Origin of the sequence: Bacteroides faecium (assembly GCF_012113595.1) — a bacterium.
Taxonomy (GTDB): domain Bacteria; phylum Bacteroidota; class Bacteroidia; order Bacteroidales; family Bacteroidaceae; genus Bacteroides; species Bacteroides faecium.
On the sequence record NZ_CP050831.1, the window covers coordinates 2,670,959 to 2,683,847 of the forward strand.

Consider the following 12,889-nt stretch of genomic DNA (forward strand, 5'->3'; position numbering starts at 1 on the left):
TTTTGTTTTTTAAGTATATAGTCCGCCGTTGATGGAAATCACTTCTCCCGTGATGTAGGATGATGCCGGAGATGCCAGGAAACCTACCAGGTCGGCCACTTCTTCCGGAGTTCCGAAACGTCCTGCGGGGATATGCTTTTTCCATTCGTTTTCATCAATACCTTCGGTCATGTCCGTGCGGATAAATCCCGGAGCCACCGCGTTGACCGTCACTTTCTTCTTGGCTACTTCCTGTGCCAGCGCTTTCGTCGCGGCAATCACGCCGCCTTTGGCTGCCGAGTAGTTGACCTGTCCCGGCATTCCCTGGATGCCCGACAGGGATACGATATTCACGATACGCCCGTAGCGTTTCACCAGCATGTTTTTCAGCAAAGGCTGTGTCACATGGAAGAAACCGTTCAGGCTGATGTCGAGCACTTTGCTCCATTCTTCGCCCGTCATCCAGATCATCAGGTTGTCTTTGCGAATACCCGCATTATTGACCAGTACTTCGATATATTCGTCGGGATGCTGTGAAGACCAGTTGCCCAAGGCAACGGCAATCGCTTCGGAATCGGTGACATCGAACTTCATCAATTCACCGTCGCTCCCTTTCTCCCGCACTAATTGCAATGTCTTTTCCGCTTCCGCGTCGTTACTCTGATAATTGATAAGTATAAAGTAGCCCATTTCCGCCAGCCTACAACTGACGGCACGACCGATACCTCGGCTTCCACCGGTTACTAATGCATATTTCATCTTATTTATTTTCTTTTTTGAGATAAGCTATCATAGCTTCTATCTCTTTATATTTAGGTGTGTCATTGGTGAAAACAGGGAAGAAACTACGGATTTCATCGTAAACCTGCCGGCTTTTCGGACTTAGTTTCTCCTGTATCTTCAGATAATCGACAGCCTGTGCCATCCCCATGAACTGAATAGCCATCACCTGGTAGGAATTCTCAATGACGGTTTTTGCTAATAAGGCGGAGTTGGTACCCATGCTGACAATGTCCTGATTGTCATTGTTGTTGGGGATACTGTGGACGTACATCGGGTTCGATAAGGTCTGACACTCGGCGGTGGTGGACGTTGCCGTGAATTGGGATGCCTGCAGGCCGTAATTCAGTCCCAATACTCCCAAGTTGACAAATGGCGGCAGGATGCCGTTGATGCGGTCATGGAACAAATAGTTGATTTGTCTTTCGCAGAGCATGGTCAGCTTGGTCACGGCGATTTTCAGTTTGTCCATTTCGAAGGAGATATAGTCTCCGTGGAAATTGCCGCCATGATAAATATTCTGTGTTTCCGGGTCGACAATCGGATTGTCGCAAGCGGAGTTTATCTCATTGATTAATACTTCTTCCGCATTCTCCAGTTCGTCATAGATGGGACCGAGTATTTGCGGAACACAGCGCAGAGAGTAATAAGGCTGTACTTTATGTTCGAAGATTTTTTCTTTGTGTACTTGGTTATACAGTTCGTTCTCTCTTTGGAGCACGCATTGGCTGCCACTTACCCATTCTCGCATCATTGCGGCAATTTCCCGTTGTCCGCGGTGATGTTTGGCTTCGTTCAGTGCCTGAGCCATGAAGTCATCGTAAGAGGCGGCGATTTCGTTCATCATAACGGAAGCGGCTACCGACCAACGAAGCAGTTTCCGAGCATAAATCAGGTTGACGATGCCGATTCCTGTCATTACGGAAGTTCCGTTGGTCACGGATAATCCTTCGCGGATACGCATGGAGAACGGGCTCAGACCATTTTCCCGGAGTACGGTGGCGGCATCACGCAATTTTCCCTGATAGAAGACTTCTCCTTCGCCTATCAGTGTCAGGGCTATGTGAGCTAGTTGCACGAGGTCGCCGCTGGCGCCAACGCTTCCATGTTCGGGGATAAAGGGAGATATGCCTCGGTTGATAAATTCGCAAAGGAGCGATACCAGTTCCATGTGCACTCCCGATTTACCTTGCAGGAAAGTGTACAGGCGGGCAATCATAGCTGCTTTCACATAAAGTTCGGGGAGCGGTTTTCCGGCGCCGGTAGAGTGGCTTCGGATGATGTTGTATTGAAGTTCAATCAATGACTGGTCTTCTATTCTGTATTGCGCCATCGGACCGAACCCGGTATTGATACCATAAATAATCTTATCGCTGGAGAAAGATTGCAGGAAATTGAAACTTTCCTCTACTTTTCGAACGCATTCTTCGGAGAGTTCCAGCTTCTCGTCTTCAAACAATACTTTATAAAGGGTATCTAAATTTATACTTTTGTCAGCTATCATTTTCTGTACTAGATATTTTATGCCTTGATAATAAGGTGCAAAAATAGGCAATTTCTATTATATAGCGGACATGAATCAAAATAAAACTTTTCCGGAGAAGCCGGTTTTGCTTGTTTGGTACTCCATTTGCCAGGGATTTGCTCCTTGTCAACGGAGTGGTGTCTTATCGGTACAGAGACAGTATCTTCTCTGTGAGAAGAATCCGAACTACGCTTTCAGCAAATCCCGCTCTTCATAATTGCATATCGCCTTTATCCATTCTTCCGTCAGCGGCATGGATTCATGCTTTTCCAGGTCGAAAGTCACCATGATAGACTTGCAGACACATTTAACCTCATTCGTTTCCGTGTCTATCACCCGTTGAATCAGATGAAAACTCTTGGTGCCTATCTTGGAAACAGCTGTCTGCACGGCAATATGGTCTGACGCGAAAATCTGCTTGACGAAATCCGCTTCGATATGAACGACGACAATGCCAATCTTTTCCCAATCCACTCCCGGACATACTGAAGCGAAGTATTCAGTCTTTCCTAAGTCGTAAAAAGAGAAATAAACAGTGTTGTTGACATGACCGAATTTGTCTACGTCATTGAAGCGCAACTGAATAGGCAGCGTGTGGTGAAATACGATTTCTTCCATTGTTTTCACTTAATCTTTTTGAATTCGACGCAAAAGTAGTACTTTTGCGTGTTATTCTCAACAGAAATTAATCAAGAAATGATAGAAGATATTAAAAAAGCCTGTCAGGTGATGAATGAAGGGGGAGTCATCCTTTATCCTACCGATACCGTTTGGGGTATAGGCTGCGACGCGACTAACGAAGAGGCTGTACGCCGGGTATATGAGATTAAGAAACGTGCCGATAGCAAGGCTATGCTGGTGTTGGTAGACACCCCCGTGAAGGTGGATTTTTATGTACAGGATGTCCCCGATGTGGCATGGGATTTGATTGAAGTTGCCGACAAGCCGTTGACGATAATCTATTCCGGAGCACGGAATCTGGCATCGAACCTGTTGGCGGAAGACGGAAGTGTAGGTATCCGTGTCACAAACGAGGAGTTTTCGAGACGCCTTTGTCAGCAGTTCCGCAAGGCGATTGTTTCTACATCGGCCAATGTGAGCGGACAGCCCGGGGCTGCCAATTTCAGCGAAATCAGTGATGAAATCAAATCGGCAGTAGATTATATCGTCGGCTTTCGTCAGGATGATATGAGTCGGCCGAAACCCTCAAGTATTATTAAGTTGGACAAAGGTGGAGTGATTAAGATAATTCGCGAATAAATGAAAGAGGAAAAACAGAGTTTATTACAGCGTTGCATCAAGTGGCGGGAAGCTAATATAAAGGAAAAGCAATTTATCCTGATATTAAGTTTCCTGGTCGGAATCTTCACAGCGTTTGCCGCTTTGATATTGAAGTTCTTTATCCATCAGATACAGAACTTTTTAACCGACAACTTCAATACGACGTCAGCCAATTACCTGTATCTGGTATATCCGGTAGTCGGAATTTTCCTGGCGGGCTGGTTTGTGCGCAATATAGTCAAAGATGACATCAGTCATGGGGTCACCAAAATCTTGTATGCTATTTCCCGCCGGCAAGGTCGTATCAAGCGGCATAACATCTGGTCGTCTACCATCGCCAGTGCGATAACCATCGGATTCGGTGGTTCGGTAGGAGCAGAGGCGCCGATTGTTCTGACGGGTTCGGCTATCGGTTCCAATTTGGGAAGCGTATTCAAGATGGAGCACCGCACGTTGATGTTGCTCGTCGGCTGTGGGGCGGCAGGCGCCATTGCCGGTATCTTTAAGGCACCGATTGCCGGACTGGTCTTTACATTGGAAGTGCTGATGATTGACTTGACCATGTCTTCTCTGCTTCCTTTGCTGATTTCGGCAGTGACGGCGGCTACCGTTTCGTACATAGTCACCGGTACGGAAGCCATGTTCAAGTTCCATCTCGACCAGGCGTTCGAATTGGAGCGTATCCCTTTCGTTATCCTGTTAGGTATCTTCTGCGGACTGATTTCTCTCTATTTCACACGTGCCATGAATTCTGTGGAAGGTGTTTTCGGAAAACTCAAGAACCCCTATAAGAAACTGGCTTTCGGTGGTGTGATGCTGAGCGTATTGATTTTCCTTTTTCCGCCTCTCTACGGTGAAGGATACGATACGATTAATCTTCTGCTGAACGGTACATCCGCCGCGGAGTGGGATACGGTCATGAACAACTCCATGTTCTATGGCTATGGCAACCTGCTGCTGGTATATCTGATGTTGATTATCCTGCTGAAAGTATTTGCGTCCAGCGCAACGAACGGTGGCGGTGGTTGTGGCGGTATCTTTGCTCCTTCACTTTACCTGGGCTGTATTGCCGGATTTGTATTCTCACATTTCAGCAATGATTTTGCGTTCTCTGCTTATCTGCCTGAAAAGAATTTCGCATTGATGGGAATGGCAGGGGTTATGAGCGGAGTCATGCATGCCCCATTGACAGGAGTGTTCCTGATAGCCGAACTGACAGGCGGATATGACCTGTTCCTTCCGTTGATGATTGTCTCTGTAAGTTCGTATCTGACGATTATCGCGTTCGAACCTCATAGTATCTACTCCATGCGTCTGGCAAAGAGGGGGCAACTGCTTACTCATCACAAAGATAAAGCAGTACTGACATTGATGAAAATGGAGAATGTGGTGGAAAAGGACTTTGTTGTCGTACATCCCGAAATGGACTTGGGCGAATTGGTAAAAGCCATCGCTGCTTCCCACCGAAACGTATTCCCTGTAACAGACAAGAAAACGGGTGAACTGTTAGGAATTGTCCTGCTTGACGATATCCGCAACATCATGTTCCGTCAAGAACTTTATCATCGTTTCACTGTTAATAAATTAATGATATCCGCCCCTGCCAAGATATTCAATACAGACGGAATGGAACAGGTGATGCAAACGTTTGACGACACCAAAGCCTGGAATCTTCCCGTAGTTGACGAGGAAGGACGTTACGAAGGCTTTGTCTCTAAATCGAAGATATTTAACTCATACCGGCAAGTACTGGTACATTTCTCGGAAGATTAGCCGGCAAGGTGCCGGAGCCAGGTTTCTATGCAGATAATAAGGTGATTATGAAAAAAGAAGATTTAAGAATAGTATATATGGGTACTCCCGATTTTGCGGTAGAGGCCCTGCGCCAGTTAGTAGAAGGCGGTTATAACGTTGTGGGCGTGATAACAATGCCCGATAAACCTGCCGGACGTGGACATAAAATTCAATATTCTCCCGTTAAACAATATGCACTTGAACAGAATTTGCCACTGCTTCAACCGGAAAAGTTGAAGGATGAGGCTTTCGTGGAAGCATTGCGTGAGTGGAAAGCGGATTTGCAGATTGTGGTTGCCTTCCGTATGTTGCCGGAAGTGGTATGGAATATGCCACGACTGGGTACTTTCAATCTTCATGCGTCTCTGCTTCCCCAATATCGCGGGGCTGCTCCCATCAACTGGGCAGTAATTAACGGCGATACGGAAACAGGCATCACTACTTTCTTCCTGAAACATGAGATAGATACCGGAGAAGTCATCCAACAAGTTCGTGTACCTATCGCGGATACGGATAATGTGGAAGTAGTGCATGATAAACTGATGCTGTTAGGCGGTAAACTGGTTGTTGAAACGGTAGATGCTATCTTGAACGGTGAGGTAAAACCGATTCCTCAGGAAGAAATGGCTGTTGTCGGTGAGCTTCGTCCCGCTCCGAAAATATTCAAGGATACCTGCCGGATTGACTGGAACCAACCAGTGAAGAAAGTCTATGATTTTATCCGCGGGCTATCTCCTTATCCTGCCGCTTGGAGCGAATTAATCACTCCTGAAGGAGAACTTGTAGTAGTGAAAGTCTTTGAAAGTGAAAAGATTTACGAATCCCACCAACTGCCTGTCGGAACAGTTGTGACAGATGGGAAGAAATATATAAAGGTAGCCGTACCGGATGGATTCGTATCCATCCTTTCCTTGCAGTTTCCTGGTAAGAAACGTCTGAAAACGGACGAATTACTTCGTGGGTACCGTCTGTCAGATGGATGTCAGATGAAGTAAGCTGATAAATAGATAACATGAACCGTCTCGATTTCGAGATAAATTGAACCTAAAATAGATGAATTATGAAACCGATTATCGCTCCTTCCATTCTTTCTGCCGATTTCGGATATTTGGCAAAAGATATTGAAATGGTAAACCGCAGTGAAGCGGAGTGGGTACATATTGATATAATGGACGGGGTATTTGTCCCCAACATATCATTTGGCTTTCCGGTATTGAAATACGTGGCAAAGTTAAGCGAGAAACCCTTGGATGTGCATTTGATGATTGTTAGCCCGGAGAAATTTATTCCCGAGGTAAAAGCGTTGGGAGCTCATACAATGAACGTACACTATGAAGCTTGTCCGCACTTGCATCGGGTGATTCAGCAAATCAAGGAAGCAGGAATGCAACCTGCCGTTACAATCAATCCGGCAACTCCGGTTGCTTTGCTTCAGGATATAATCCGGGATGTATATATGGTGCTTATCATGAGCGTGAATCCGGGATTTGGCGGACAGAAATTCATAGAACATTCAGTAGAGAAAGTTCGTGAACTGCACGCTTTGATTGAACGTACAGGCTCGAAAGCTCTGATTGAAGTAGACGGTGGCGTGAATCTGGAGACAGGTGCCCGCCTGGTTGCAGCAGGAGCCGATGCGTTAGTGGCCGGTAATGCTGTTTTTGGAGCTCCGGATCCTGAAGCAATGATTAGCCAGCTACATGGTTTGTGAAGTCGTAGTTTGGTCTAAATAAATGGGAATTTAGGCACGGATTACACGGATTTCACGGTTTTTGGAATTATGATTACATAAACCAACAGCGTAATCCGTGTAATCCGTGCCTGAAAAATATCATATAATTATGACGTTTTACTTTCATAAATATCCATTTATGCGCCTGATTATCCCTTGGATAACAGGCGTTTTTTGTGGCGACCTTTTTTTTGACAGTTCACCGGGACTCTTTTGGGGAGTCCTTGTATTTTTCCTTTTCTTCGGTCTGTCCATGACCTTTTATTTCCTTCAACGTTATTCATTGCGGTGGTGTTTCGGGGTTACAACCTTTGCCCTTTGTTTTACAGGCGGATGGATGGGGATAACTTGGCAACTTCAACAAACAACGAATCATACTTTCCCAAAAGAGGAAGCAGTTTATCGGATTTTAATAACAGACACACCTCAAATAAAGGAACATACTTATCTTTGCCGCGCATTATTGAGGGGACATTGTGACTCTATCGGCACGCATCCGATAGAACAAAAAGTAATTCTTTACCTGCAACAAGATTTAGCCGTTTCCCGGTTAAGAAGCGGGGACGAACTGTTAGTCTCCGCCCGTATTTCTCTACCCGCCAACAATAAGAATTTTGATGAATTTGACTATGCCCGCTATCTGATGCGGAAAGGAATCTCTGGAACGGGCTACGTTGCATCCGGAAAGTGGGCTATTTTATCTTCAGATTTATCTTCGAACTTATCTTCGGGCGGACAAGCCCTGTGCCTATCTTTACAACCGGACAGAACGAGTAAACATAACTTGGGCACGAGTCTTTTCTACCTTAGAAGTATGGCTAACTCTTATCGGGAAAAGATAATTTCTCTCTATCATGAACTCGGATTTAATGGCGATGAACTGGCTGTACTTTCCGCATTGACCATAGGTGACAAAACAGAACTAAGTGAATCTATCCATGAGAGCTATTCAGTGGCAGGCGCAAGTCATATCCTTGCTCTGTCCGGTCTGCATATCGGACTTTTATATGCCTTACTTTTCTTTATTTTACAACCTGTTGCCAAAAGAGGGAATACAGGTAAATGTTTACGTTCCCTTTTTCTCATCATCTTATTATGGGCTTTTGCCTTCTTTACAGGATTCTCGCCATCGGTAGTCCGTTCGGTCACAATGTTTTCTATTCTGGCTCTTGCAGATATGTTTGGCCGTCAGTCTTTTTCTTTGAATACACTGGCAGCTACCGCATGGCTTATGTTGCTTTGTAATCCGGCATGGTTGTTTGATGTGGGCTTCCAACTCTCTTTCGTTGCGGTCACCTCTATTTTACTCATTCAACAACCTATCTACCATTTGTTTACAATAAAAAGCAGAATAGGAAAATACGTTTGGGGATTGATGAGTGTGTCCATTGCCGCACAATTAGGTACTGCTCCACTGGTTATATTTTACTTCTCCCGGTTCTCTACACATTTTCTGTTGACTAATTTGGCCGTTATTCCATTGGTTACCATTATTCTATATATCGCTGTATTCATGCTGTCGCTCACTCCTATTTCGTGGATTCAAACCTATGTAGCAGAAGGAGTTAAAAAACTATTGGAAATCCTGAATCTTTTTGTTCGATGGGTAGAGCAACTCCCTTATTCATCTATAGACGGAATTTGGCTGTACCAGTTGGAAGTTTTCGGCATCTACGTCTCTTTGCTTCTGTTGTTCTATTATTACATGAACCGGCGATATAAAAACCTGATAACTTGTCTTTCTTTTATTCTTCTATTGGCTATTTGTCATGTGACGATGTCGTGGATAGACCGCCCGCAATCTAGTCTGGTCTTTTATAATGTGCGTGGTTGTCCGGCAGTTCATTGTATCGAAAGCGACGGGCATTCCTGGATAAACTATGCCGATACACTTCCGGATAAGCAACTCCTGAAGCGGGTAGTAACCAACTATTGGAACCACCATCATCTTCTACCGCCGAAAGAAATAACTGCCGATTATAAGACTACCGCATTCTCCCGCCAACAACAAATGCTATCCTTCCACGGATGCCGTATCTGCATAGTGACCGATAACCGTTGGCGGAACAAATTGGCAGATTCTGCGTTATATACTATTGATTATCTTTACTTATGCAAAGGTTATGACGGACATCTGGAAGAACTGACCAGGCTCTTTGTTCCCGGCTGTATCCTGTTGGATGCCTCTCTTTCAGAATACCGCAAGAACCGTCTTGAAGACGAATGCAAACAATCCGGTTTGCATTTTATCTCTTTATCCGAAGAAGGTTCTGTTTGCTTTTTGCTCTAAGTACAAAGATTTATCGTACATTTGCACCCTGATAAAGTAAAAGAATATGTTAACGAAAGTAATAGAACAAGCCAAAATAGACCATTTCACCAAATGGTTCGAACGAGCTGACAAAATAGTAATCGTATCTCATGTATCTCCTGACGGCGACGCCATTGGTTCCTCACTGGGATTATATCACTTCCTTGATTCACAGGAAAAAACAGTAAACGTAATCGTGCCTAACGCCTTCCCCGATTTCCTCAGATGGATGCCGGGCAGTAAGGATGTTCTTTTGTACGACCGTTACAAAGAGTTTGCTGACAAGTTGATTGCCGAAGCGGATGTAATCTGTTGTTTGGACTTCAACGCATTGAAACGTATTGACGATATGGCAGATGCCGTAGCAGCTTCTCCTGCCCGTAAGATAATGATTGACCACCATTTGTATCCCGAAGAATTCTGTAAGATAACCATGTCTTATCCCAAGATTTCTTCCACTTCCGAACTGATATTCCGTCTGATTTGCCGGATGGGTTATTTCGGTGATATATCCAAGGAAGGTGCCGAATGCATCTATACAGGTATGATGACAGATACCGGTGGCTTTACCTACAATTCGAACAATCGTGAGATTTATTATATCATAAGTGAACTCCTTTCCAAAGGAATTGATAAAGATGAAATCTACCGCAAAGTGTACAATACCTACTCCGAGAGTCGTTTGCGGTTGATGGGATACGTATTGTCTAACATGACGGTTTACTCGGACTATAACGCCGCGTTGATTACGCTTACAAAAGCCGAGCAAAGCAAATTCAACTACATAAAAGGAGATAGCGAAGGCTTTGTCAACATCCCTCTTACCATCAAAAACGTATGTTTCTCCTGTTTTCTGCGGGAAGATACCGAGAAGCCGATGATTAAGATTTCGTTTCGTTCGGTGGGAACTTTCCCATGCAACCAGTTGGCAGCCGAATTTTTCAACGGCGGCGGACATCTGAACGCATCCGGCGGTGAATTTTTCGGAACAATGGAAGAAGCAAAAGCTGTTTTTGAGAAAGCTTTGGAGAAGTATAAACCACTACTGACAGCCAAAAGCTAAAGATGGAAGGTTAAAAGTGAATACGGAAAGGTTAAAAGATACGAACTTTCAACTCCCCCCTTTCAACTTTTGATGATTTTAAGATACATTTGTGCGGAATATAGCTAAATAACAGATAATGAAGAAACTTGTATTTTTATTTCTCTCCTTGTTAACCGCCGGAAGTCTGTTCCAGGCATGCGACAATTCAAAGACCTATGCAGAAATGCTGGAAGATGAGAAAAATGCTGTAGAGAGGTTCATCAAAGATAGTGCGATTCATGTGATTTCTGAAGAGCAGTTTAAAGCGAACGGCTATAAGACTGACTTAAATAAGAATGAATATGTCTCTTTTTCAGCTAATGGTGTGTATATGCAGATTGTAAATAAAGGAACCTTGGTAGTACAGGACAAACCGGCAGCTATAGATTCGTTTGCCAACAATAATAATATTTGTGTCCGCTATGCAGAGATTAATGTTGATACGCGCGAACTTGCAGCCTTCAATATTCCTATCGAAGAATATATGGATGCCGGACAATTATATGCCTATCCTGCTGTATTCCGTTATGTAGAAACAGAGACTTATTCAGCCGGTACGTTTATTGAAATGGATTATGTATGGGGACAATATTACGCCAGTACCGCTGTACCGCAAGGATGGCTTTTAGCATTGCCTTATTTATATGACAACGCTCATGTACGTCTAATCGTTCCTTCTAAGATGGGACATAACTCCGCACAGCAATACGTAACTCCTTACTTCTATGATATTACAGAGTTCCGTAAAGCACGAAGCTAAGACACTAACATTTAAATAAATCTTTTAGTAAAAAACCTATGACTCTAATCAAATCTATCTCTGGCATCCGCGGAACAATCGGCGGAGGCGCGGGTGAAGGACTGAATCCGCTTGACATTGTTAAATTCACCTCAGCTTATGCTACTTTGATTCGCAAGACTTGCAAAGTGCAGAGCAACAAAATTGTTGTGGGACGTGATGCCCGCATCTCTGGTGAAATGGTAAAAAACGTAGTAGTCGGCACCTTGATGGGAATGGGTTGGGATGTTGTAGACATCGACCTGGCTTCTACCCCGACCACAGAACTGGCTGTAACAATGGAAGGTGCTTGTGGCGGTATCATCCTGACAGCTTCTCACAACCCGAAACAGTGGAATGCACTGAAATTACTGAATGAACATGGCGAATTCCTCAATGCAGCCGAAGGTAACGAAGTACTTCGTATTGCCGAAGCCGAAGAATTCGACTATGCAGATGTAGACCACCTCGGTTCTTATCGCAAAGACCTTACCTACAATCAGAAACATATCGACAGCGTACTGGCTCTTGACCTGGTAGATGTTGAAGCTATCAAAAAAGCAGATTTTCGCGTAGCTATCGACTGTGTAAACTCTGTAGGTGGCATTATTCTTCCTGAACTTTTGGAACGTCTGGGCGTGAAACATGTAGAAAAACTCTACTGCGAACCTACCGGAAACTTCCAACACAACCCGGAACCACTCGAAAAGAATCTCGGTGACATCATGAACTTGATGAAAGGTGGAAAAGCGGATGTAGCATTTGTAGTAGACCCTGACGTTGACCGCTTGGCAATGATTTGCGAAAACGGTGTAATGTATGGTGAGGAATATACACTGGTTACTGTTGCCGACTATGTACTGAAGCATACTCCGGGCAACACGGTATCCAACCTGAGTTCTACCCGTGCCCTGCGTGACGTAACTCGCAAATATGGTATGGAATACAATGCTTCTGCCGTAGGCGAAGTGAACGTAGTAACGAAGATGAAAGCAACCAACGCCGTTATCGGTGGCGAAGGAAACGGTGGAGTAATCTATCCTGCCAGCCACTACGGACGTGATGCTTTGGTAGGTATCGCTTTATTCCTTAGCCACCTGGCTCACGAAGGAAAGAAAGTCAGCGAACTCCGTGCTACTTACCCGCCTTACTTCATTGCAAAGAACCGTGTAGACCTGACTCCGGAAATTGACGTAGACGCTATCCTTGCTAAAGTAAAGGAAATCTATAAAGACGAAGAAATCAACGACATCGACGGTGTGAAGATTGACTTTGCAGATAAATGGGTGCACTTGCGCAAGAGTAATACAGAAGCGATTATCCGTGTATATAGCGAAGCATCTACAATGGAAGCTGCCGAAGAAATCGGGCAGAAGATTATGGATGTGATTAATGAGCTGGCGAAGAAATAACAGTCTTATTTATATTGAAATAAAAGAAAGGAGAGCTTGACAACCAAGCTCTCCTTTCTTTTATTTTTAATTTATTAGACAGAAGAACATGTGTTCCTATACGAGCTTTATTGCTAACCTATTTCTTTTGTTCTTCTGTCTGTAAATAGCTCATATCCGTACGGGTAGGGAACAAAGTTATATGTATATGAATTTGTTCGACCTAGTACTGAA

The 12,889-nt window shown here is 44.3% G+C and carries 11 protein-coding genes; 8 read left to right on the forward strand and 3 right to left on the reverse strand.

Annotation, left to right across the window (positions count from 1 at the left end; translation table 11 throughout):
• Nucleotides 1-9: 9 nt before the first annotated feature.
• From flxB to BacF7301_RS09560, 3 genes are all read right to left on the reverse strand, one after another.
• Nucleotides 10-738: a flexirubin biosynthesis SDR family reductase FlxB gene (gene flxB, locus BacF7301_RS09550; RefSeq protein WP_167962251.1), complete on the reverse strand. Its 729-nt coding sequence runs from the start codon at nt 736-738 to the stop codon at nt 10-12.
• Nucleotide 739: 1 nt separating this feature from the next.
• On the reverse strand, nt 740-2,263 hold the full coding sequence (gene flxA / locus BacF7301_RS09555) for a flexirubin biosynthesis tyrosine ammonia-lyase FlxA (protein WP_167962253.1): 1,524 nt from the start codon (nt 2,261-2,263) through the stop codon (nt 740-742).
• Between the two features lie 207 nt (nt 2,264-2,470).
• Nucleotides 2,471-2,902, reverse strand: coding sequence for an acyl-CoA thioesterase (locus BacF7301_RS09560; RefSeq protein WP_167962255.1), 432 nt, complete (start codon nt 2,900-2,902; stop codon nt 2,471-2,473).
• A 78-nt stretch (nt 2,903-2,980) separates the two neighbouring features.
• Between BacF7301_RS09560 and BacF7301_RS09565 the strand changes: the two genes are divergently transcribed.
• From BacF7301_RS09565 to glmM, 8 genes are all read left to right on the forward strand, one after another.
• The gene (locus tag BacF7301_RS09565) at nt 2,981-3,544 is read left to right on the forward strand and encodes an L-threonylcarbamoyladenylate synthase (protein WP_167962257.1); all 564 of its coding nucleotides are present in this window, start codon (nt 2,981-2,983) and stop codon (nt 3,542-3,544) included.
• Nucleotides 3,545-5,338 carry a chloride channel protein gene (locus BacF7301_RS09570; RefSeq protein ID WP_167962259.1) on the forward strand — a complete coding sequence of 598 codons (1,794 nt, stop codon included), beginning with the start codon at nt 3,545-3,547 and terminating at the stop codon, nt 5,336-5,338.
• A 47-nt stretch (nt 5,339-5,385) separates the two neighbouring features.
• Nucleotides 5,386-6,354 carry a methionyl-tRNA formyltransferase gene (gene fmt / locus BacF7301_RS09575; protein WP_167962261.1) on the forward strand — a complete coding sequence of 323 codons (969 nt, stop codon included), beginning with the start codon at nt 5,386-5,388 and terminating at the stop codon, nt 6,352-6,354.
• A gap of 65 nt (nt 6,355-6,419) precedes the next feature.
• Complete coding sequence (gene rpe, locus BacF7301_RS09580; protein ID WP_167962263.1) at nt 6,420-7,070, forward strand: ribulose-phosphate 3-epimerase; 651 nt, start codon at nt 6,420-6,422, stop codon at nt 7,068-7,070.
• A 127-nt stretch (nt 7,071-7,197) separates the two neighbouring features.
• Nucleotides 7,198-9,381, forward strand: a complete 2,184-nt coding sequence (locus BacF7301_RS09585; RefSeq protein ID WP_167967153.1) for a ComEC/Rec2 family competence protein — start codon at nt 7,198-7,200, stop codon at nt 9,379-9,381.
• 46 nt (nt 9,382-9,427) lie between these two features.
• Complete coding sequence (locus tag BacF7301_RS09590) at nt 9,428-10,465, forward strand: DHH family phosphoesterase (RefSeq protein WP_167962265.1); 1,038 nt, start codon at nt 9,428-9,430, stop codon at nt 10,463-10,465.
• A 118-nt stretch (nt 10,466-10,583) separates the two neighbouring features.
• Nucleotides 10,584-11,246, forward strand: a complete 663-nt coding sequence (gene bamK / locus BacF7301_RS09595; protein ID WP_167962267.1) for a BamK family beta-barrel-assembly machinery protein — start codon at nt 10,584-10,586, stop codon at nt 11,244-11,246.
• 38 nt (nt 11,247-11,284) lie between these two features.
• Complete coding sequence (gene glmM / locus BacF7301_RS09600) at nt 11,285-12,676, forward strand: phosphoglucosamine mutase (protein ID WP_167962269.1); 1,392 nt, start codon at nt 11,285-11,287, stop codon at nt 12,674-12,676.
• The last annotated feature ends 213 nt before the right edge of the window (nt 12,677-12,889 follow it).

Excerpts from the sequence above, each read along its gene's own strand:
- BacF7301_RS09565 (WP_167962257.1), top strand. The coding sequence starts at position 2,981 with ATGATAGAAGATATTAAAAAAGCCTGTCAGGTGATGAATGAAGGGGGA.
- fmt (WP_167962261.1), top strand. The coding sequence starts at position 5,386 with ATGAAAAAAGAAGATTTAAGAATAGTATATATGGGTACTCCCGATTTT.
- BacF7301_RS09590 (WP_167962265.1), top strand. The coding sequence starts at position 9,428 with ATGTTAACGAAAGTAATAGAACAAGCCAAAATAGACCATTTCACCAAA.
- rpe (WP_167962263.1), top strand. The coding sequence starts at position 6,420 with ATGAAACCGATTATCGCTCCTTCCATTCTTTCTGCCGATTTCGGATAT.
- BacF7301_RS09570 (WP_167962259.1), top strand. The coding sequence starts at position 3,545 with ATGAAAGAGGAAAAACAGAGTTTATTACAGCGTTGCATCAAGTGGCGG.
- flxB (WP_167962251.1), bottom strand. The coding sequence starts at position 738 with ATGAAATATGCATTAGTAACCGGTGGAAGCCGAGGTATCGGTCGTGCC.
- flxA (WP_167962253.1), bottom strand. The coding sequence starts at position 2,263 with ATGATAGCTGACAAAAGTATAAATTTAGATACCCTTTATAAAGTATTG.
- glmM (WP_167962269.1), top strand. The coding sequence starts at position 11,285 with ATGACTCTAATCAAATCTATCTCTGGCATCCGCGGAACAATCGGCGGA.
- bamK (WP_167962267.1), top strand. The coding sequence starts at position 10,584 with ATGAAGAAACTTGTATTTTTATTTCTCTCCTTGTTAACCGCCGGAAGT.
- BacF7301_RS09560 (WP_167962255.1), bottom strand. The coding sequence starts at position 2,902 with ATGGAAGAAATCGTATTTCACCACACGCTGCCTATTCAGTTGCGCTTC.